Annotated in this window: 15 protein-coding genes and 2 tRNA genes; 16 read left to right on the top strand and 1 reads right to left on the bottom strand. The window is 43.7% G+C overall.

Going from position 1 to position 21,641, the window contains the following annotated elements:
• A complete protein-coding gene (locus ONT18_RS09390; protein ID WP_006848350.1) occupies nt 1-747 on the bottom strand; it encodes an MlaE family ABC transporter permease in 747 nt (248 codons plus the stop codon).
• Nucleotides 748-880: 133 nt separating this feature from the next.
• On the opposite strand from ONT18_RS09390, the gene lptB reads away from it, so the two are divergent.
• The 16 genes from lptB to asnS all read left to right on the top strand — a co-directional run bounded on the left by lptB (nt 881) and on the right by asnS (nt 21,530).
• Nucleotides 881-1,705, top strand: coding sequence for an LPS export ABC transporter ATP-binding protein (lptB, locus tag ONT18_RS09385; protein WP_264905158.1), 825 nt, complete (start codon nt 881-883; stop codon nt 1,703-1,705).
• A gap of 132 nt (nt 1,706-1,837) precedes the next feature.
• Nucleotides 1,838-3,196 carry a trigger factor gene (tig, locus tag ONT18_RS09380; protein ID WP_117694999.1) on the top strand — a complete coding sequence of 453 codons (1,359 nt, stop codon included), beginning with the start codon at nt 1,838-1,840 and terminating at the stop codon, nt 3,194-3,196.
• A 134-nt stretch (nt 3,197-3,330) separates the two neighbouring features.
• Nucleotides 3,331-3,993: an ATP-dependent Clp endopeptidase proteolytic subunit ClpP gene (gene clpP, locus ONT18_RS09375; RefSeq protein ID WP_006848346.1), complete on the top strand. Its 663-nt coding sequence runs from the start codon at nt 3,331-3,333 to the stop codon at nt 3,991-3,993.
• A gap of 65 nt (nt 3,994-4,058) precedes the next feature.
• Nucleotides 4,059-5,288 (top strand): ATP-dependent Clp protease ATP-binding subunit ClpX, encoded by a 1,230-nt coding sequence (gene clpX, locus ONT18_RS09370; protein WP_118081424.1) that lies wholly within the window; start codon nt 4,059-4,061, stop codon nt 5,286-5,288.
• Nucleotides 5,289-5,364: 76 nt separating this feature from the next.
• Nucleotides 5,365-7,545 (top strand): DNA helicase RecQ, encoded by a 2,181-nt coding sequence (gene recQ / locus ONT18_RS09365; protein WP_118081426.1) that lies wholly within the window; start codon nt 5,365-5,367, stop codon nt 7,543-7,545.
• Between the two features lie 103 nt (nt 7,546-7,648).
• Nucleotides 7,649-9,133 carry an IMP dehydrogenase gene (gene guaB / locus ONT18_RS09360; protein WP_089544985.1) on the top strand — a complete coding sequence of 495 codons (1,485 nt, stop codon included), beginning with the start codon at nt 7,649-7,651 and terminating at the stop codon, nt 9,131-9,133.
• Between the two features lie 14 nt (nt 9,134-9,147).
• Nucleotides 9,148-10,134 (top strand): peptidylprolyl isomerase, encoded by a 987-nt coding sequence (locus ONT18_RS09355; RefSeq protein WP_264905153.1) that lies wholly within the window; start codon nt 9,148-9,150, stop codon nt 10,132-10,134.
• A gap of 19 nt (nt 10,135-10,153) precedes the next feature.
• Nucleotides 10,154-11,608, top strand: coding sequence for a peptidylprolyl isomerase (locus tag ONT18_RS09350; protein ID WP_264905151.1), 1,455 nt, complete (start codon nt 10,154-10,156; stop codon nt 11,606-11,608).
• Between the two features lie 50 nt (nt 11,609-11,658).
• Nucleotides 11,659-13,260, top strand: coding sequence for an OstA-like protein (locus ONT18_RS09345; protein WP_437183720.1), 1,602 nt, complete (start codon nt 11,659-11,661; stop codon nt 13,258-13,260).
• Nucleotides 13,261-13,302: 42 nt separating this feature from the next.
• The gene (gene mutL, locus ONT18_RS09340) at nt 13,303-15,174 is read left to right on the top strand and encodes a DNA mismatch repair endonuclease MutL (RefSeq protein ID WP_119229605.1); all 1,872 of its coding nucleotides are present in this window, start codon (nt 13,303-13,305) and stop codon (nt 15,172-15,174) included.
• A gap of 151 nt (nt 15,175-15,325) precedes the next feature.
• Nucleotides 15,326-16,498, top strand: a complete 1,173-nt coding sequence (locus ONT18_RS09335) for an OmpA family protein (protein ID WP_264905146.1) — start codon at nt 15,326-15,328, stop codon at nt 16,496-16,498.
• Nucleotides 16,499-16,835: 337 nt separating this feature from the next.
• Nucleotides 16,836-16,910 (top strand) — tRNA-Val (locus ONT18_RS09330).
• A gap of 50 nt (nt 16,911-16,960) precedes the next feature.
• Nucleotides 16,961-17,035: transfer RNA gene (locus ONT18_RS09325), tRNA-Val, on the top strand.
• A 129-nt stretch (nt 17,036-17,164) separates the two neighbouring features.
• Nucleotides 17,165-18,511, top strand: coding sequence for an adenylosuccinate lyase (gene purB, locus ONT18_RS09320; protein ID WP_022121328.1), 1,347 nt, complete (start codon nt 17,165-17,167; stop codon nt 18,509-18,511).
• Nucleotides 18,512-18,605: 94 nt separating this feature from the next.
• Nucleotides 18,606-20,036 (top strand): pseudouridine synthase, encoded by a 1,431-nt coding sequence (locus tag ONT18_RS09315; protein ID WP_022121329.1) that lies wholly within the window; start codon nt 18,606-18,608, stop codon nt 20,034-20,036.
• A gap of 66 nt (nt 20,037-20,102) precedes the next feature.
• Nucleotides 20,103-21,530 (top strand): asparagine--tRNA ligase, encoded by a 1,428-nt coding sequence (gene asnS, locus ONT18_RS09310; RefSeq protein ID WP_117587394.1) that lies wholly within the window; start codon nt 20,103-20,105, stop codon nt 21,528-21,530.
• The last annotated feature ends 111 nt before the right edge of the window (nt 21,531-21,641 follow it).

Raw genomic sequence — 21,641 nt, 5'->3', positions numbered from 1 at the left:
TTACGAGAGAATTTGAGTGAGGAAAACATCTGAAAACAGAATCAAAACACTAGAACAGACAACAGCATCGGTTGACGATTTTCCAACCTCAACAGATCCACCTTCTACGGTATAACCGAAATAAGAAGATACGCTGGAAATGATGAATGCAAAGAAAAGACTCTTGATGATGCTCATCCATACAAACCATTGGTTAAATGAATGCTGCAAGCCGAGTGTCAGATCATCTGGTGGTAGGATATGCCCAATATACGCTGTTCCGTAGGCGCCGATGATACCCATGCCAGAACTGAAGATAACCAGAAATGGCATGATGGTAACCAAACCGAGAATTTTAGGCAGAATGAGGTAACATGCTGAATTCACTCCCATGATATCAAGGGCATCAATCTGTTGGGTGACACGCATTGTTCCCAACTCCGAAGCGATATTAGAACCCACTTTACCTGCGAGAATCAGACACATGATACTTGATGAGAACTCCAGAAGCATGATTTCTCGAGTGGTGTAACCTGAAACCCATCGTGGCATCCATGGACTCTGAATGTTCAATTTCATCTGGATGCAGATAACTGCTCCAATGAAGAAGGATATCAGTAAAACGATACCAATGGAGTCAATACCCAATTGCGACATCTCCTTGATGTATTGTTTCAAGAACATGCGCATGCGCTCAGGACGGGAAAAAGAACGTCCCATCAATATGAGATATTTACCGAAGGTGGTAAGCCATTTTTCTATTAACATGCTATTATAAAACTGAATTTCGCTGCAAAATTAACCAAAATCCTCTAAAAAACTGCAATATTATGAATAGTTTTTGATTTTATAAGCGATATTTCCTTTATTTTTAGTATTTTTGCAGCCAAATTAGCTAATTATGGACGAAATTAACAATAACGAACAGCAAAATCAGAATTCTCTGGTTTTGCGAACAGAGGGATTGGTGAAGCGCTATGGTAAACGAACGGTTGCCAATGGAGTTTCTATCAATGTGAAGCAAGGAGAAATTGTGGGATTACTGGGACCTAATGGTGCTGGTAAGACAACTTCTTTCTATATGACAACTGGACTTGTTGTGCCTAATGAGGGACATGTCTTTCTGGGAGATCAGGAAATTACAGATTTTCCAGTATACAAACGTGCCCGTGCGGGAATAGGATACCTGCCTCAGGAGGCCAGTGTTTTCCGCAAGATGAGTGTTGAGGACAATATACTTTCAGTCTTGGAAATGACAGGAAAACCACGTAGTTATCAGTTGCAGAAGTTAGAGAGTCTTATTAACGAGTTTCGTCTCAATAAGGTTCGTAAGAACAAGGGTGACCAACTTTCCGGAGGTGAGCGTCGCCGTACAGAGATTGCCCGTTGCCTGGCTATTGACCCAAAGTTTATCATGCTCGATGAGCCATTTGCCGGTGTTGACCCTATTGCGGTAGAAGATATTCAGCATATTGTATGGCAGTTGAAGTATCGCAATATCGGTATTTTGATTACCGACCATAATGTACAGGAGACTCTTACCATTACAGATAGAGCCTATCTGCTGTTCGAAGGTAAGATTCTTTTCCAGGGCAAACCAGAGGAATTGGCAGAGAATAAGATTGTGCGCGAAAAGTATCTGAGTAACAGTTTTGTGCTCAGAAAGAAGGACTTTCAGCTCATAGATGAGCAAAAAAGAGCCAAAGAAGCAGCGACTGATGGTTAAAAAATCATTTTTTTCTCTTATATATTAGGTATATCCATTAAAAATGTGTAATTTTGCAAGCCAATTGCGGTTATACACGAAAACTGTAGAATTAAAGAAAATATTAACAATAATAAAATAACAAATATCAAGATGAAAATTTCATTTGAAAATCCTGACAAGATTAATGGTCTTTTGACCCTCGTTGTCGAAGAGGAAGATTACAAGAATGATGTCGAGAAGACATTGAAAGATTATCGTAAGAAGGCTAATGTTCCAGGTTTCCGTCCTGGTCAGGCTCCTATGGGTATGATTAAGCGTCAGTTCGGTCCATCTGTAAAAATGGAAGCTATCAACAAGCTCGTTGGTCAGCAGATTTACAAGTATGTACAGGACAACAATATCCAGATGCTCGGTGAGCCTCTCCCATCAGAGAAGCAGGAGCCAGCTGACTTGGAGAATGGTACTTCTTTCACATTTATGTTTGATATCGCTGTTGCTCCAGAGTTCAAGGTAACTCTCAATGGTCGCGACAAGGTTGATTATTATAACATCACAGTTGATGATAAGATTCTCGATCAGCAGATTGATATGTACGCTCAGCGTGCAGGTAGCTATGAGAAGGCTGAGAAGTACGAGGAGAATGACCTTTTGAAGGGTGACTTGCGTGAGCTTGATGAAAATGGCAATACCAAGGAAGGTGGTATCACTGTAGAGGGTGCTATCCTGATGCCTAGCTACATCAAGGTTGACGAGCAGAAGAATCTCTTCAACGATGCTAAGCTCGGTGATGTAATCACATTCAACCCTAAGAAGGCTTATCCAGAGAACGATACTGAGGTTTCTTCACTCCTGAAGATTGAGCGTGAAGCTGTTAAGGACTTGGAGTCAGAGTTCAGCTTCCAGATTACAGAAATCCAGCGTTTCAAGAAGCATGAAATCAACGAAGAGCTCTTTAAGCAGGTTCTCGGTGAGGATACTGACGTGAAGGACGAGGCTGCTTTCCGTGCTAAGATTGCAGAGGGCTTGCAGGCACAGCTCGTTAACGATTCTGATTATAAGTTCATTCTCGACGTTCGCGAGCACTGCGAGAAGAAGGTAGGTGAATTGCAGTTCCCAGATGCACTCTTGAAACGTATCATGTTGGCTAACAACAAGGATAAGGGCGAGGAGTTCGTAGAGAAGAACTATGCTGAGAGCATCAAGGAGTTGACATGGCATCTTATCAAGGAGCAGCTTATCAAGGCTCAGAATATCAAGGTTGATGACAATGACCTGATGGAGACAGCTAAGGAGGCAGCTCGTGCTCAGTTCGCTCAGTATGGTATGAACAACATTCCTGAGGAGTACATTGAGAACTATGCTAAGGAAATCCTCAAGAAGGGTGACGCTACAGATGCACTTGTAGATCGCTCTATCGATCGTAAGTTGGCTGCAGCTCTGAAAACAGCTGTAAAACTCAACGAAAAGGAGATTTCTGTAGAAGATTTCAACAAGATGATGCAGGAATAACATTTTTTTGAAAAAAAACTTCAAATAAATACGAGGTTATCGACTTTTTTTATTATCTTTGTTCCACCGAACGAGAAATAAGGGTCGATAACCTCTTTTTTCGTATGGTTTAAGACGTAAAATACTATATAGATATGAACGATTTTAGAAAATATGCAACCAAGCATCTTGGTATGAATGGTATGGTGCTTGATGATGTTATTAAGGCACAGGCTCAGTATATGAACCCTTACATCTTGGAGGAGCGTCAGCTGAACGTTACTCAGATGGATGTATTCTCTCGCTTAATGATGGACCGTATCATCTTCCTGGGTACACAGATTGATGACTACACCGCAAATACATTGCAGGCGCAATTGCTGTATCTTGATTCTGTAGATAGTGGCAAAGATATTTCTATCTATTTGAATAGTCCTGGTGGTAGCGTTACTGCCGGTTTGGGTATTTATGATACCATGCAGTTTATCTCTAGCGATGTAGCTACTATCTGTACAGGTATGGCTGCTTCTATGGCTGCCGTGCTGCTCGTTTCTGGTCAGGAGGGTAAGCGTTCTGCTTTGCCTCATAGCCGTGTCATGATTCACCAGCCATTAGGAGGCGTTCAGGGTCAGGCTTCTGATATTGAGATTGAGGCTCGCGAAATCTTGAAGATGAAAAAGGAATTGTATACTATCATTTCAGACCATTCTCATACTCCTTATGATAAGGTTTATGCTGATAGCGACCGTAACTATTGGATGACAGCTGAAGAAGCCAAGGAATATGGAATGATAGATAATGTGTTGGTTCGTAAATAACGAATTGTTTTAAGTAAATATGCGTATATATAATAAGGTGCGCAAGAAGAGATAATAATTATAATATGCCAAAGAAAGTATGTAGCTTCTGTGGAAGATCAGAAAATGAAGTCAGATTACTCATCACGGGTATCAATGGCTTCATTTGCGAAGATTGTGCTAAGCAGGCTTATGAAATTATACAGTCTACAGGGGTCTTGGCTCCTAAAGCTGGGGAGGGTAAGTTTGTTCTCAAAGAGGTGCCAAAGCCTGTAGAGATCAAAAAATACCTGGATGAATATATCATCGGTCAGGATCAGGCTAAGCGCAATTTGGCTGTCGCTGTATATAACCACTACAAGCGTTTGCAGCAGCCAAAGGATGAAGATGGTGTAGAAATCGAAAAGAGTAATATCATCATGGTTGGTAGTACCGGTACAGGTAAAACCTTGTTGGCGCGTACAATAGCTAAGATGTTGGATGTTCCTTTCACCATTGTTGATGCCACTGTATTTACTGAAGCAGGTTATGTGGGTGAAGACGTTGAAAGCATCTTGTCACGTCTGTTGCAGGTTGCTGATTATGATGTGGCTGCAGCAGAAAGGGGAATTGTGTTCATTGATGAGATTGATAAGATAGCCCGCAAGAGCGATAATCCTTCTATCACGCGTGATGTGAGTGGCGAAGGTGTACAGCAGGGATTGTTGAAACTCTTGGAAGGTACCATGGTTAATGTTCCGCCTAAAGGTGGACGCAAGCATCCTGATCAGGATTATATCCATGTAGATACCAAGAATATCCTGTTTATCTGTGGTGGTGCTTTTGACGGTATTGAGCGTAAAATAGCTCAGCGTATGAATACGCACGTAGTAGGCTATAATTCGGTTCAGAATGTAGCTAAGATAGATAAGAAGGATTTGATGCAGTATATCCTTCCACAGGATTTGAAGTCTTTTGGCTTGATACCTGAAATTATCGGCCGTTTGCCTGTGCTTACTTATCTCAATCCGTTGGATAGGGAGGCTTTGCGCAAAATCTTGGTTGAACCTAAGAATTCTATTGTCAAGCAATATCAGAAATTGTTTGAGATGGATGGCATTAAACTGAAGTTTGATGAAGATGCTCTCGATTATATCGTAGACAAAGCGGTAGAGTATAAACTGGGTGCTCGTGGACTTCGCTCAATTGTAGAGGCTGTGATGATGGATGCTATGTTTGAGATTCCATCAGAGAAGGTTAAATCATTTGCTGTTACGCTGGACTATACCAAGAAACAGTTGGATAAATCTCATCTCGGACAGTTGGAAACAGCATAAAGCAGTTGGGCATTTTGTCCAATTGAATGCTATTTAATCGTATATATAGACATATATAATATAATAATAGGTGGATATGACAGAACAGGTTAATCTTACAGGACAGTTGAAGCATTATTTCGGCTTCGATTCGTTTAAGGGTGATCAAGAGGCAATCATCAGAAATTTGATGAGTGGCAATGATACTTTTGTATTGATGCCTACAGGTGGCGGTAAGAGTTTGTGTTACCAGTTGCCTTCGCTCATTATGGAGGGCACAGCTATTGTGATTTCTCCTCTGATTGCTTTGATGAAGAACCAGGTAGATGTTATTAATGGTTTGAGTGAAAGTGATGGCGTGGCTCATTATCTCAATTCATCATTGAATAAGTCGGCTATTGAGAAGGTGAAGAATGATATTCTCAATGGTACGACCAAACTCCTGTATGTTGCACCTGAATCTTTGACGAAAGAAGATAATGTTGAGTTCCTTAAAACAGTAAAGATTTCGTTCTATGCCATTGATGAGGCTCACTGTATCTCTGAGTGGGGACACGATTTCAGACCAGAGTATCGTCGTATTCGCCCTATTATTAACGAAATAGGTGTTGCACCTGTGATAGCGCTTACAGCTACTGCAACAGATAAGGTACGTACTGATATCAAGAAAAACTTAGGCATCATGGATGCCAAAGAATTCAAGAGTTCTTTTAACCGCCCTAACTTGTATTATGAGGTGCGCCCGAAGAACAAGGATATCGATCGTCAGATCATCATGTTTATTCGTCAACACAAAGGAAAGAGTGGTATTATCTATTGTCTCTCCCGTAAGAAAGTAGAGGAATTGGCAGAGGTATTGAAAGCCAATGAAATCAAAGCGGCTCCTTATCATGCCGGTCTTGATTCGGCTACCCGTTCTCAAACCCAGGATGATTTTCTGATGGAGCGTATTGATGTCATTGTTGCTACTATCGCCTTCGGAATGGGTATCGATAAACCTGATGTCCGTTTTGTTATTCATTATGATATACCCAAGAGCTTGGAAGGTTATTATCAGGAAACGGGTAGAGCCGGACGTGATGGAGGCGAGGGTATATGTATCGCCTTCTATGCCCGTAAAGACCTCAGAAAGCTGGAGAAGTTTATGGAGAACAAACCTGTAGCAGAACAGGATATCGGCAGACAGTTGTTGCAGGAAACGGCTGCCTATGCTGAATCGTCTGTCTGTCGCAGGAAAATGTTGCTTCATTATTTTGGTGAGGAATATCATGAAGAAAACTGCCATAACTGCGACAACTGCCTGCATCCTACAGAAAAATTCGAGGCTAAGGATGCGCTGCTCGTTGTTTTGGAGTCTGTTGCTGCGGTGAAGGAGAATTTCCGCCAGGAATATATCATCGATTTTGTAAAGGGACGTGCTACTGATGATATCGTTTCTCACAAGCATGATGAACTGGAGGAGTTTGGAGCAGGTGAAGATATGGATTCTAAAGTTTGGAATCCTGTTATTCGTCAGGCGTTGATAGCCGGTTATCTCAAGAAAGATGTAGAGAACTATGGCCTTTTGAAGTTGACAGCTGCGGGTAAGCGTTTCATTAAGAATCCTGAATCATTCATGATCGTTGCCGATAAGGAATTCTCTGATGATTTTGATGGAGCGCCTCTGAGCGAGCATAATACAGGTGCTTTGGATCAGACACTTTTCTCCATGTTGAAAGACTTGCGTAAAACAGTAGCAAAGAAGCATAAATTGCCGCCTTATGTTATTTTCCAGGATATTTCTCTGGAACAGATGGCAACGATGTATCCTGTAGATATGCAGGAATTGCAGAACATACAGGGAGTTGGAGCCGGTAAGGCAAAGAGGTATGGTAAGGAGTTCTGTAAATTGATCAATCAGTATTGTGAAGAGAATCTGATAGAGCGTCCTGAGGAATTACGTGTCAGGACAGTTGCCAAGAAATCAGTCTTGAAGGTAAGTATCATTCAGAGCATAGACCGCCAGATAGATCTTGATGATTTGGCAGAAGCAAAAGGTTTGGATTTCTCAGAATTGCTTGACGAAATAGAGGCAATCGTTTACAGCGGTACCAAGCTGAATATCGATTATTTCATAGAGGAAGTTGTGGATGATGACCATGTAGATGACATCTACGATTACTTCATGGAGAGCGATACTGATGATTTGAATGCGGCTCAAGATGAATTGGGTGAAGACTACAATGAAGACGAAATTCGACTCGTCAGAATCAAGTTTTTGTCCGAACAAGCCAACTAATCACGTTAAATAGCATTAATAAGGTAAGATTTTCGTGAAAAGCGAACTCTATCTGAGAAATTATTGCTAAATTTGCACGCAATAAATTTTTAAAGGTTACAATATGTCATCATTTGTTGCAGATAAAATTGTAATGGACGGTCTCACTTACGACGACGTCCTTCTTATCCCTGCGTATTCAGAGGTACTACCAAAACAGGTAGAGTTGAAAACCAAGTTCTCTCGTAACATCGAGTTGAACGTTCCATTCGTTACAGCAGCGATGGACACCGTTACCGAGGCTTCAATGGCGATAGCTATCGCTCGTGAAGGTGGTATCGGTGTAATTCACAAGAACATGACCATTGAGGAGCAAGCTCGTCAGGTTGCTATTGTGAAGCGTGCTGAGAATGGTATGATTTATGACCCTGTCACCATCCGTCGTGGCAGTACAGTGAAGGATGCTCTTGATATGATGCATGATTATCATATCGGTGGTATTCCTGTGGTAGATGATGAAAATCATCTTGTAGGTATTGTTACCAACCGTGATCTTCGTTTTGAGCGCCACATGGACAAGAAGATTGATGAGGTAATGACTAGCGAGAATTTGGTTACCACTCACATCCAGACCGACTTGGTTGCTGCTGCTGCCATCCTGCAGGAGAATAAGATTGAGAAACTCCCTGTAGTTGACAACGAGAATCACCTGGTAGGTTTGATTACTTACAAGGACATCACAAAGGCTAAGGACAAACCTATGGCTTGCAAGGATGCCAAGGGACGTCTTCGTGTGGCTGCCGGTGTGGGTGTTACTGTAGATACATTGGATCGTGCCAAGGCTTTGGTTGAGGCTGGTGCTGATGCTATCGTTATCGATACTGCTCATGGTCACTCTAAGGGTGTAGTTGAGAAGCTCAAGCAAGTTAAGGCTGCCTTCCCACAGGTAGATGTTGTGGTAGGTAATGTGGCTACTGGTGAGGCTGCCAAGTATTTGGTAGAGAATGGTGCTGATGGTGTTAAGGTAGGTATCGGTCCTGGTTCTATCTGTACTACTCGTGTGGTTGCCGGTGTTGGCGTTCCACAGTTGAGTGCTGTTTATGATGTATATTCTGCTCTTAAGGGTACTGGTGTGCCTTTGATAGCTGATGGCGGTCTTCGTTACTCAGGTGATGTTGTGAAGGCTTTGGCTGCCGGTGGTAGCTGCGTCATGATCGGTTCTTTGGTTGCCGGTACCGAAGAGAGTCCTGGTGATACCATCATCTTCAATGGCCGTAAGTTTAAGAGCTATCGTGGTATGGGTTCTTTGGAGGCTATGGAACAGAAGAATGGTTCTAAGGACCGTTACTTCCAGGGTGATACCAAGGATGCCAAGAAATTGGTTCCAGAGGGTATCGCTGGTCGTGTGCCTTACAAGGGAACTGTCCAGGAGGTCATCTACCAGCTGATTGGTGGTTTGCGTTCTGGTATGGGATATTGTGGTGCTGCTACCATCGAGAACTTGCACAATGCCAAGTTCGCTCGTATCACAAATGCAGGTGTGTTGGAGAGTCATCCACATGATATCACTATCACTAGTGAGGCTCCTAACTATAGCCGTCCTGAATAATATAATTAGGAAATATGAAGTTTTATGCACTTATAGCGGCAATGCTCCTTTCGGGGAGCATTGCTTTTGCTCATACCGACCCAATTGTTATGATTATTGATGGTCAATCTGTCAAGAAGTCGGAATTTGAGTACTTTTATCAGAAAAATCATTTGGGAAATACGGTTGATTCTAAAAGTGTCAAGGTGTTTACCGATGGCTTTGTTGATTATAAGCTGAAAGTGCAAGCTGCTAAGGATGCTCATCTCGATACTTTGCCTAATATCAGGCGTGTGTTGAAACGATATGATGATGTCGAGTCATGCGAGTTGATGCCCGATAAAGGCAGTGTTCATGTTGCACATATCCTCTTGAGATTGGGACAGAAAGCATCTTACCAGGAACAGGAGGTGGTGGAAAGAAGAATCGATTCTATTTATCAGGCTCTTTGCAAAGGTGCAGATTTTGCTGACCTGGCAAAAAAGTGTTCTGATGATAAAGGGTCTGCGGTCAATGGGGGGACTTTGGCATGGTTTACAAAAGGTCAGACTGTGCAGGCTTTTGAAAAAGTAGCTTTCTCTCTGCGAAAGGGTGAGATTAGTAGACCGTTTATGTCTGAGTTTGGTTATCATATCGTCAAGTTGCTGGATAAACATGATGATGGTAATCAGAAAAAATATGTTGCTGATGCTAAGGTAGAAAATTGGCGGGGAACCTACCAGCAGCAGGAGGAAGTAGAAAACCTTTTGCTGAATGAAATCTGCCAGCGTAATATTTGGGATAAGGCTGCTGCTGATAGAAAAGGTCTGGCTGCCTTCTATGCCAAGAATAAGAAAAAATACAAATGGGAAATGAAGCGCCTGAAGAAGATGAAGGTTAATCTGCCCCAGAATGGCGAATACCCGGATGTGGTACTTGCTGACTATCAAGACTCGTTAGAGAAACAATGGGTCGCACAATTGAAGAAGAAATATAAAGTGGTGGTTTTCCATAGCATGTTGACCACTCTCAATATACATTAATATATTATAGAAACAATACATGAATACTGGATATAAAATGACAATGGCATTTATAGCCCTGCTGATGATAGTAGGAATAAGTGCTAGTGCAACAAGAGCAAGCCGTAGTGCTTTGGCTCATGAGGCTGATTCTGCAAATATCAAGCAACAAACTGCTGCCGATTCTCAGAAAATCAATGAGGGTAGTGTGGTTGATGAGGTAATTTGGGTTGTCGGCGATGAGGCTATCCTGAAGTCAGACGTCGAGGTAACCCGTTTGCAGGCTGAGGCTGAAGGTATTAAATATACTGGTGACCCAGACTGTTCTATTCCTGAGCAGATTGCCGTTCAGAAACTGTTTCTCCATCAGGCAGCTATCGATAGTATCGAAGTATCTGAGTCAGAAGTCATGAATGGTATCGACGAACAGATCAACAGTTGGGTTTCCATGATTGGTTCTCGTGAAAAACTGGAGGAGTATCGCAAGCAAAGTATCACCCAGATGCGCCAGCAGATGCATGATGATTTCAAAAACCAACAGCTGATTCAGAAGATGAAGCAGGAACTGGTGAAGGATATCAAGGTGTCTCCAGCTCAGGTACGTAAATACTTTAAGGATTTACCTGCCGACAGTATCCCTTTTGTTCCTACAGAGGTAGAGGTTGAGATTCTTACCATGCAGCCACGTATTCCTCTTGAGGAGATTAACCGTGTGAAAAATCAGTTGCGTGAGTTTACTGACCGTGTGAATAAGGGTGAGACTTCTTTTGCTACTTTGGCTCGTCTTTATTCTGAGGATCCGGGTTCAGCCCGTATGGGTGGCGAGATGGATTATATCGGTAGAGGTATGTTGGATCCTGCGTTTGCAAATGTAGCATTCAATCTTACCGATCCTAAGAAAATCTCAAAGATTGTTGAGTCTGAGTTTGGTTATCATATCATCCAGTTGATTGATAAGCGTGGTGATAAGATTAAGTGTCGCCATATCCTGCTCAAGCCTCAGGTTTCTCAGGATGCTATTGATAAGTCTATCGGCCGTCTGGATTCTATCGGTAATGATATCCGTGCCGCTAAGTTTACCTTTGAGCAGGCTGTTGAAGCATTGTCTGATGATAAGGATACCCGCAACAACAAGGGTTTGATGGCCAATGTTACTCCTGACCAGTCAAGAACTTCCCGCTTCCAGATGAAGGATCTACCTACCGAGGTTGCCCGTATGGTAGATACAATGAAGGTAGGTGAGGTTTCTGCACCTTTCACGATGGTGAATTCCAAGGGTAAAACCACTTGTGCTTTGGTAAAACTGGTAAGCCGTGTTGACGGACATAGAGCTACTATTACCGAAGATTTTCAGGTGATGAAGGATGTAGTGTTGGCTAAGGAGCGTGCCCAGACCTTGCACGATTGGGTAGTCAATAAAATCAAGCAGACTTATGTTCGTATGAACGATCGCTATAAGGATTGTAAGTTTGAATATCAAGGTTGGATTAAATGATAAATAAAAGATTAAATAATCATATCAGAGGGCATAGAATCATATCGGTTATGGTTCTATGCCTGTTTGGGTTTTGTCTGATGCAAGCCATGCAGGCTCCAAAGAAGCATGCCAGAAAACGCCCTCATGGTGACCGCGTATATCTTTTGCATGCAGATGAATTGTACTATGATATGTTCGGTAATAATCCTGATGCCCAAATATTGAAAGGTAAGGTCTCTTTCTTGCATCAGGGCAGTCATCTTACCTGTGACAGCGCATATTTCTATCAGGCTTCTAATTCCGTGAAAGCTTTCGGACATGTTCATTACCGGCAGGGAGACACCTTGTCACTCACTTGTAATAGAGCAGAGTATGATGGGCAGATGCAGATGATGAGAGCACGCAAGAATGTGGTCTTGCATCATCGTCGGCAGACTTTGCGTACTGATAGCTTGGATTTCGACCGCTTGTATAATATGGCAAACTTCTTTGACGGCGGAACGCTGATTGATGGTAAGGATAAGCTGGTTGCCGATTGGGGTGAGTATCATACCGAAACGCGTGAGGCTAAGTTTGTCTATAATGTCAAGTTGCGCAGCGGCAAGGATGTTGTTACTACCGATACTTTGTATTACGATGTCCGTAAATCAAAGGCTCACATGGTAGGACCTTCTAAGATTGTTTCCGGTGCAAGTGTTGTCAAGACCGAAGACGGATATTATGATACCAAGACCGATAGAGCACAGCTTTACGGCCGTTCTACGGTTATAGATAAAGACAAGACACTTACGGGTGATACGCTCTATTATGTAAAGGATGGAGAGAGTACCGGATATGGCAATGTGGTTTATGTAGACAAGAAAAATAAAAATTCCCTGACTTGCGATTATCTGCGTTACAACGAGAAAACCGGTAATGGATTTGCCACCCGCAATCCTGTAGCGATCGACTATTCGCAGAAAGATACTCTTTGGGTTCATTCTGATACCATGCGTATCAATACCTTCCATATCAATACCGATTCGGTATACCGTAAGGTGCATGCTTATCCTAAGGTCCGTGCCTATCGCCTGGATATGCAGGCCATCTGCGATTCCCTGGTTTTCAATTCTCAGGATTCCTGCATGACCATGTATAAGGATCCTATCGTCTGGAATGGAAACCGTCAGTTGCTGGGCGAGAAGATTCTGGTCTTCATGAACGACTCTACCGTTCGTTTTGCCCATGTCATCGGACAGGCGCTGTCTGTAGAGCAGATGCCGGATAGTGTTCATTTCAATCAGATCAGTTCTTCTGAGATGAAATCTTACTTTGAAAAAGGTGAGATTAAACAAGGAGAGTCTATCGGTAATGTGCAGACCATCTATTATATGACGGATGATAAGGACAGTTCGCTCATTGGCTTGAATTATCTGGAGACCGATACCATGCGTATGTATATGGGACCGGGCAGGAAGATGGAGAAAATCTGGACCAATAAGTTTACATCTACCATGTATCCTATGACGCAGATTCCGCCGGCAAAATATAAACTCAACAATTTTGCCTGGTTCGAGGACTTGCGTCCTAAAGATAAGAATGATATCTTTGTATGGCGTGGTAAATCCAAGGGCTCCGAACTCAAGAACATTAAGCGTCATGAAGCTCCACTTCAGAAACTGACTGACTGATTATAATGAAGCATCATTTTCTTATATGATTAATATTTAGAGATGAGTGATATTATTCAACTTTTACCCGATTCTGTTGCCAATCAGATAGCAGCAGGTGAGGTTATACAGCGTCCGGCTTCAGTTATCAAGGAGCTGGTCGAAAATGCAGTCGATGCGGGTGCCAGGAATATCCATGTCACAGTTACCGATGCTGGCCGTACCAACATCCAGGTGATAGATGATGGAAAAGGTATGTCTGAAACAGATGCTCGTTTGGCTTTCGAACGTCATTCTACTTCCAAAATCCGTAAGGCTGATGATTTGTTTGCACTTCGCACCATGGGCTTCCGTGGCGAAGCTTTGGCGTCAATAGCTGCTGTGGCTCAGGTAGAACTGAAGTCACGACAGGCTACCGACGAGATAGGAACCCTGATACAGATTTCTGGTTCCCGATATGAGAAACAGGAGCCATGCTCCTGTGCTGTGGGAAGTATCTTCTCTGTCAGCAATATCTTTTATAATGTACCCGCGCGAAGGAAGTTCCTGAAGTCCAATTCTACAGAGTTGAACAATATTCTGACGGCTTTCGAGCGGATTGCATTGGTAAATCCTCAAATCACCTTTACTTTACATAGCAATGGTACCGAAGTATTCAATTTGCGTGCCGCTAATTTGCGTCAGCGCATTCTCGATGTCTTCGGCAAGCGTTTCAATCAGGAACTCCTGCCGGTAAATGTAGAAACCACTATGTGTAAGGTGTCTGGATTTGTGGGCAAACCGGAATCTGCCAGAAAGAAAGGTGTGCATCAGTTCTTCTTTGTCAACGGGAGATACATGAAACATCCTTATTTCAATAAGGCTGTGATGGCTGCTTATGACCGTCTGGTTCCTCAGGGTGAACAGGTGCCTTACTTTCTGTATTTTGATGTAGATCCGAAGGATATTGATGTGAATATCCATCCTACGAAGACTGAAATCAAATTCGAGAATGAGCAGGCTATCTGGCAAATCCTCTCGGCTTCGGTCAAGGAGTCCATCGGTATGTTCAATGATGTACCTACCATTGATTTCGATACCGAGGATAAACCGGACATCCCTGTTTATAATCCAGAGATGAGCACTGCTGCTGCGGCACCGAAGATCAGTTTGAATCCTGGTTATAATCCGTTCAAGTCTTCCTCTTCCACAGGAGCAGTTCCTATGGGAGCAGGCTTCTCTGTTCCTAAGTCGAAACCTCAGGTGGATGAAAAATGGGAACAGCTTTATGAAGGACTCAAAGATCAGGATGATGTGCAGGGGATGGAACAGACCATGGTGTTTTCCGATGATTCTAGTCAGGATAATACGCCAGACAGTATCATTGCAGAGAAATCGCCAGCCCATTATCAGTATAAAGGTAAGTATATCATGACTGCGGTAAAATCGGGATTGATGATTATCGACCAGCATCGTGCCCATGTGCGTGTCTTGTTCGAACAGTATTTGCGCCAGTTGGCTGACCGGACCTTTCATTCACAGAAAGTCCTCTTTCCTGAGGTTGTGCAGTTCCCGATGTCTGAGAAGGTAATCTTTGAAAAGATCCTGCCTGAAATGGAATCGATGGGCTTTGAACTGGAAGATCTTGGAGGCGGAAGCTATGCCGTTAATTCAGTTCCTGGCGGACTTGAAGGATTGAATCCTCTTAAACTGGTACAGGACATGGTTTCTTCTGCAGTAGAAAAGGGCGTATCAGCCATTGATGAAATCAATCAGACTTTGGCTTTGAGTCTGGCTCGCCAGGCTGCAATACCTCAGGGGCAGATATTGAGTAATGAAGAGATGGAGGGGCTGGTGAATGATCTTTTTGCCTGCCAGAATGTCAATTATACGCCCGACGGAAAGTCGGTACTTTGTATCCTCCGTCAGCAGGAAATTGAGCATCTTTTAGGTTAAAAGCAGGGAAAAATCCCGTTTTTCTTAAAAAAGTTAACGAAAAATGCTATTTTTTTTAGAAAATGAAGGTTATTTCAAAAAATAGTATTATCTTTGCTCCGTCATTCAGAAGGTATATATATATATAAATTGATTTTTAAATTATAAAGTTATGAAAAAGTTATTAGCAGTGCTAGCATTGGCTAGCGTAACAATGGGCAGTATGGCTCAGGATGCAGCAACTACTGAGAAGTATAGCGTTGCAACAAATTCTTTCTGGAGCAATTGGTTTGTTCAGGCAAACGTTGCTGGTTCTGCATTCTGGGGCAACCAGGAAGAGGGCAATGGTTTCTCTAAGAGCCCACTCAAGGGTTTCAGAAACAATCTCGGTTTCTCTGTTGCTGTAGGTAAGTGGTTCACACCAGGTCTCGGTCTCCGTACTAAGTTCAATGGTGCTTGGGGTCGTACAGTCGTTTCTGAGAATAAGTCAACAAATGCAAATAAGTATTGGACTTTGAATGAGCAGGTTTTGTTCAATGTTAGCAATATGTTGTGTGGTTACAACGAGGCTCGTGTTTGGGATTGCATCCCTTACGCAGGTTTTGGTATTAACCGTAACATGAGCGCTAACTGCTATGCTCCTGTAGTTGGTGTTGGTATCTTGAACGAGTTCAAGATCAATAAGAAGTGGGCTGTCAACCTCGATGTAAACTATGCATTAGGTGCTAGCGACTATGATGGTTACACAGGTGTATTGGCAGGTGCTAAGCCTAGCACATCTCGCTCTATCGACAAGGTGATTGCAAGACACGACCGTTCTTTGAATGTTGAGGTCGGTGTTACATACAACTTGGGTAAGGCTACTTGGAACAAGGTTCCAGATGTTGACGCTATCAACGCTCTTCATCAGTCAGAACTCGACGCTATCAATGCTAAGTTGAACGATGCTAATGCAGAGAACGACCGTTTGAAGAATCTCTTGAACAACCAGAAGTCTGTAGAGGATAAGGCAGTTAAGGAGTATGTTGCTACTCCAGTTTCTGTATTCTTCAACATCGGCAAGTCTAAGGTTGCTTCTAAGAAGGATCTCGTAAACGTACAGGCTCTCGCTCAGTATGCTAAGGACAACAACGCTAAGTTGGTAGTTAACGGTTATGCTGACAGCGCTACTGGTTCTGCAGCTGTTAACCAGAAGATCTCTAAGGCTCGTGCTGAGAAGGTAGCTGATGAGCTCGTTAAGTTGGGTGTTGCTAAGGAGAACATCGTAGTTAAGGCTAACGGTGGTGTTAAGGATTTGACTCCTGCTTCTTACAACCGTCGTGCAACTGTTCAGGTTGGTGAGTAATTATACAGTATATATAATATAAGGTATAAAAATAGAATAGGGCATTCTTCCTTGTGAAGAATGCCTTTTTTGTTTCTTTGAATTTCTTAAAAAAGAACTTTTCTTTCTCAATAAGTACCTTTTGGGGTTGAATGAGGTTTTGCAGTCCCATCGTAAGTACTTTCTCTTGGTTGGCTGTTTTTGGCAATTGAAATGCAAAAACTGACCGTTTTTACCCTGAAAATTGAGGAGAAACACCAGAAAATGCACTTTTTTGAAGAAAAAACGAAAAAAGTTGCTGAAAAATTTGGTGGAACCAAAAAATAGTCGTACCTTTGCAACCGCTTACGAAAAGTAAGGGCGCTTAGCTCAGCTGGTTTAGAGCATCTGCCTTACAAGCAGAGGGTCGGCGGTTCGAATCCGTCAGCGCCCACGGGGGTGTTCCCTGTGATTCACTTTAGTGGTTGCAGGGACTTTTTTAGAGGGCGTTTAGCTCAGCTGGTTTAGAGCATCTGCCTTACAAGCAGAGGGTCGGCGGTTCGAATCCGTCAACGCCCACAATGGTGAAGGTCTTTCAACAAATGTTGAGAGACCTTTTTTTATGCTTTTAAATTATTTTATCACTATTTTCTCTGTTTTCTCACGATAATTCATTAATTTTGCACCCTATATATAATACGTATTGTTATGAATTTAGATTTATTGACTGCCATATCACCAATTGATGGTCGTTATAGGGGAAAAACAGAGCAACTCGCTAACTACTTCTCAGAGTATGCTCTCATTCGTTATCGTGTACGCGTAGAGATTGAATACTTCATTACTCTATGCGAGTTACCTTTGCCACAGCTTGCTTCTTTCGACAAGTCGCTGTTCGAACGTCTGCGTGACATTTATCGTAATTTTGACGAAAATGAAGCACAGCGCGTAAAAGACATCGAGAAGATTACCAATCACGATGTAAAGGCTGTAGAGTATTTTATCAAGGAAGAATTTGATAAAATCGGTGGCCTGGATGCTTACAAGGAGTTTATCCATTTTGGTTTGACATCTCAGGATATCAACAACACAAGTGTGCCTCTCTCTGTAAAGGAGGCTTTGGAAGAGTGCTTCTATCCGCAGGTTGAAGAGCTGATAGCCCAACTTCAGACTTATGCTGATGAGTGGAAGGATGTGCCTATGCTGGCTAAGACTCACGGACAGCCTGCTTCACCTACCCGCCTGGGCAAGGAAATCATGGTTTATGTTTACCGTCTTACCGAGCAGCTTAATTCGCTCAAGGCTTGCAAGATTACAGCTAAGTTCGGTGGCGCTACCGGTAACTACAATGCTCACCATGTAGCTTATCCACAGTATGACTGGAAAGCATTCGGTAACAAGTTTGTCAGCGAAAAACTCGGTTTGGAGCGCGAGCAGTATACCACACAGATCAGTAACTATGACTACCTTGGCGCTATCTTTGACGCCATCCGTCGTATCAACACCATTATCATCGACTTAGACCGTGACTTCTGGATGTATATCTCTATGGATTACTTCAAGCAGAAGATCAAGGCAGGTGAGGTAGGCTCAAGTGCGATGCCTCACAAGGTGAATCCTATCGATTATGAGAACAGTGAAGGTAACCTGGGCATAGCCAATGCCATTCTTCAGTTCCTGGCACAGAAACTTCCGGTTAGCCGCTTGCAGCGCGACCTTACTGACAGTACAGTGCTCCGTAACATCGGTGTGCCTCTCGGTCATAGCGTCATTGCTATCCAGAGTACATTGAAGGGCTTGCGTAAACTGATTCTTCACGAGGAGAAACTGCAGGAAGATTTGAATAATACATGGGCAGTTGTAGCTGAGGCTATTCAGACTATCCTTCGCCGTGAGGCATATCCACATCCTTACGAGGCATTGAAGGCGTTGACACGTACCAACCAGCACATGACTGAGGAAACTATTCATGAGTTTATCCAGGGATTGAATGTGAGTGATAGCGTTAAGGCAGAACTGATGGCAATCACACCAAGCAATTATACAGGTATCTAATATACACAAAGGAATTTTGTAGTTTTAGTACATATATATAAGTAAAAATTAGATTTATTAACCCAGCCGTGAGGCTATTAAGTATTTTAAGAAAATGGATTCAGAATTTGAAAACAAACCTCAAGATCAGTCTTCTGAGAATGAGAGAACCCGTGAGGGCTACAACCCAGCAGGTGGTTATCAGAAGAGTTATCGACCAGTAGGTCGCACACAGCGTCCTCGTATCAATTCACATCGCGCATACAGCAGCGACAGAAGTAGCAGTAACAGCGAAGGCGGTTTCCGTCCTGAAGGTTTCGGTGCTGGCTTGCAGAGTACAGGCAGCAGCGAGCGTCCACAGCGCAGCAGCTATCAGAGCCGTGGTGGTTATGGTAACAGCAACCGTGGTGGCTACCAGCCACGTCAGCAGGGAGGCTATCAGTCTCGTCCTCAGCAGGGTGGCTATCGTCCTCGTTACAACAATAATGATGAGCAGGGTGGTTATCAGCCTCGTCAGCAGGGTGGCTACCAGCCACGCCAGCAGGGCGGCTACCAGTCTCGTTCTCAGCAGGGTGGTTATGGCAACAACCGTGGTGGTTATGGTCGTCCACAGGGTGGCGGCTATGGCAACAACCGTGGTGGCGGCTATGGTCGTCCTCAGCAGGGTGGTTATGGCAACAACCGTGGCGGTTATGGCCGTCCACAGGGTGGTGGCTATGGCAACAACCGTGGTGGCGGTTTCCGTCAGCACACTCCTGGTTACGATCCAAATGCTAAGTATAGCATGAAGAAGCGTATCGAATATAAGGAGGAGAACATCGACCCAACAGAGCCATTGCGCTTGAACAAGTTCCTCGCCAATGCTGGTGTATGCTCTCGCCGTGAGGCTGATGAGTTCATCCAGGCTGGTCTGGTAACTGTCAATGGTGAGGTAGTTACCGAGTTGGGTACCAAGATCCTTCGTACCGATGAGGTGAAGTTCCACGACGCTCCTGTAACTTTGGAGAAGAAGGTATACGTATTGCTCAACAAGCCAAAGGATTATGTTACAACCAGCGATGATCCTCAGCAGCGCAAGACTGTGATGGACCTCGTAAAGGATGTTTGTCCTGAGCGTATCTATCCTGTAGGTCGTCTCGACCGTAATACAACAGGTGTACTTCTCTTGACCAACGATGGTGACCTGGCTTCTAAGCTTACTCACCCTAAGTTCCTGAAGAAGAAGGTTTATCACGTTCATCTCGATAAGAACCTGACTGCTCACGATATGGATCAGATCCGTGAGGGTATCACCTTGGAAGATGGTGAGATTAAGGCAGATGCTGTAGAGTATGCTGATGATCGCGACAAGGCACAGGTTGGCATCGAGATTCATAGTGGCAAGAACCGTATCGTGCGCCGTATCTTCGAGAGCCTCGGCTATCGTGTTACCAAGCTCGACCGTGTACAGTTCGCAGGTTTGACTAAGAAAAATCTCCGTCGCGGTGACTGGCGCTTCCTTACTGAGAAGGAGGTAGACATGCTCCGCATGGGTGCTTTTGAATAAGGATAATAAGATATAATAAGAAAGGAGACTATCTGTTTAGTCTCCTTTTTAACCTATTAATTAACAATGGAAAAAGTAAAAAGAACTAAAGTTGTAGACTTGCTCAAGAGTACAGCCTACGGCTCAATCGTGAATGTCAAGGGATGGGTTCGTACCCATCGTAGTAGCAAAGCAGTCGATTTTATCGCTCTTAACGATGGTTCTACTATTAATAATATTCAGATAGTAGTCGACCCATCAAAGGTCGATGAGAATCAGCTCCGTCAGATTACTACTGGTGCTTGTATCAGCGCCGTAGGTACGCTGGTAGAAAGCCAGGGTGCCGGACAGAGTGTTGAGATCCAGTGCGAGAGCATCGAGATTTACGGTCTCTGCGGCAGCGACTATCCTATGCAGAAGAAGGGACAGAGCTTCGAATACATGCGTCAGTATGCTCACCTCCGTCTCCGTACCAATACCTTTGGTGCCGTGATGCGTATCCGCCACAACATGGCAATGGCTATCCACACTTACTTCCATGAGCATGGATATTTCTATTTCAATACTCCGCTCATCACAGCCAGCGACTGCGAGGGTGCAGGTCAGATGTTCCAGGTAACTACCAAGAACCTCTACAACCTGAAGAAGACCGAGGATGGCAAGATTGACTATTCTGATGATTTCTTCGGCAAGCAGACTTCATTGACCGTTTCCGGTCAGTTGGAGGGTGAGCTCGGTGCTACAGCACTCGGCGCCATCTATACCTTCGGTCCAACCTTCCGTGCAGAGAACAGTAATACTCCTCGCCACCTGGCTGAGTTCTGGATGGTAGAGCCAGAGGTTGCTTTCCTGGATATGGACGGTTTGATGGAGTTGGAGGAAGACTTCATCAAGTATTGTATCCGTTGGGCACTGGAGCATTGCAAGGACGATCTTGCTTTCTTGAACAAGATGATAGACAAGGGTCTGATTGCCCGTCTGGAAGGCGTATTGAATTCCGACTTCGTTCATCTTCCATATACCGAGGGTATCCGCATCCTTCAGGAGGCTATTGCCAACGGCAAGAAGTTTGAGTTCCCATGCGAGTGGGGTGATGACCTGGCTTCAGAGCATGAGCGTTTCCTTGTAGAGGAGCACTTCAAGCGCCCGGTTATCATGACCAACTATCCTAAGGCTATCAAGGCATTCTATATGAAGATAGACGAGGAGGAGAGTGGTTTCGGTGGCAAGAGCGGTCAGACCGTTCAGGGTACCGACGTACTGTTCCCACAGATTGGTGAGATTATCGGTGGTTCTGTCCGTGAGGAGAGCTATGACAAGCTGATGGGTGAGATTGAGGCTCGCAACATCCCTATGAAGGATATGAACTGGTATCTCGATACCCGTAAGTATGGTTCATGCCCACACGCAGGTTTCGGTCTCGGTTTCGAGCGCCTGATTCTCTTCGTAACCGGTATGCAGAATATCCGCGACGTGATCCCATTCCCACGTACACCAAAGAACGCAGAATTCTAGAATAAATAAATGAAGCCTGTTTCGATGCCCTTCGAAACAGGCTTCATTGCTTTTCGCAAGTACTTGCGATGGCCAACGCAGCTACTTGCGTCTGCTTACGGATATATGGTG

This window comes from Segatella copri (genome assembly GCF_026015295.1).
GTDB classification, from domain to species: Bacteria; Bacteroidota; Bacteroidia; order Bacteroidales; family Bacteroidaceae; genus Prevotella; species Prevotella copri_C.
This window is presented reverse-complemented; position numbering and strand designations above follow the sequence as displayed.

Bases quoted from the DNA above. Each gene is read 5' to 3' on its own strand.
- ONT18_RS09390 (WP_006848350.1), bottom strand. From the start codon at position 747: ATGTTAATAGAAAAATGGCTTACCACCTTCGGTAAATATCTCATATTG.
- lptB (WP_264905158.1), top strand. From the start codon at position 881: ATGGACGAAATTAACAATAACGAACAGCAAAATCAGAATTCTCTGGTT.
- tig (WP_117694999.1), top strand. From the start codon at position 1,838: ATGAAAATTTCATTTGAAAATCCTGACAAGATTAATGGTCTTTTGACC.
- clpP (WP_006848346.1), top strand. From the start codon at position 3,331: ATGAACGATTTTAGAAAATATGCAACCAAGCATCTTGGTATGAATGGT.
- clpX (WP_118081424.1), top strand. From the start codon at position 4,059: ATGCCAAAGAAAGTATGTAGCTTCTGTGGAAGATCAGAAAATGAAGTC.
- recQ (WP_118081426.1), top strand. From the start codon at position 5,365: ATGACAGAACAGGTTAATCTTACAGGACAGTTGAAGCATTATTTCGGC.
- guaB (WP_089544985.1), top strand. From the start codon at position 7,649: ATGTCATCATTTGTTGCAGATAAAATTGTAATGGACGGTCTCACTTAC.
- ONT18_RS09355 (WP_264905153.1), top strand. From the start codon at position 9,148: ATGAAGTTTTATGCACTTATAGCGGCAATGCTCCTTTCGGGGAGCATT.
- ONT18_RS09350 (WP_264905151.1), top strand. From the start codon at position 10,154: ATGAATACTGGATATAAAATGACAATGGCATTTATAGCCCTGCTGATG.
- ONT18_RS09345 (WP_437183720.1), top strand. From the start codon at position 11,659: ATGGTTCTATGCCTGTTTGGGTTTTGTCTGATGCAAGCCATGCAGGCT.
- mutL (WP_119229605.1), top strand. From the start codon at position 13,303: ATGAGTGATATTATTCAACTTTTACCCGATTCTGTTGCCAATCAGATA.
- ONT18_RS09335 (WP_264905146.1), top strand. From the start codon at position 15,326: ATGAAAAAGTTATTAGCAGTGCTAGCATTGGCTAGCGTAACAATGGGC.
- purB (WP_022121328.1), top strand. From the start codon at position 17,165: ATGAATTTAGATTTATTGACTGCCATATCACCAATTGATGGTCGTTAT.
- ONT18_RS09315 (WP_022121329.1), top strand. From the start codon at position 18,606: ATGGATTCAGAATTTGAAAACAAACCTCAAGATCAGTCTTCTGAGAAT.
- asnS (WP_117587394.1), top strand. From the start codon at position 20,103: ATGGAAAAAGTAAAAAGAACTAAAGTTGTAGACTTGCTCAAGAGTACA.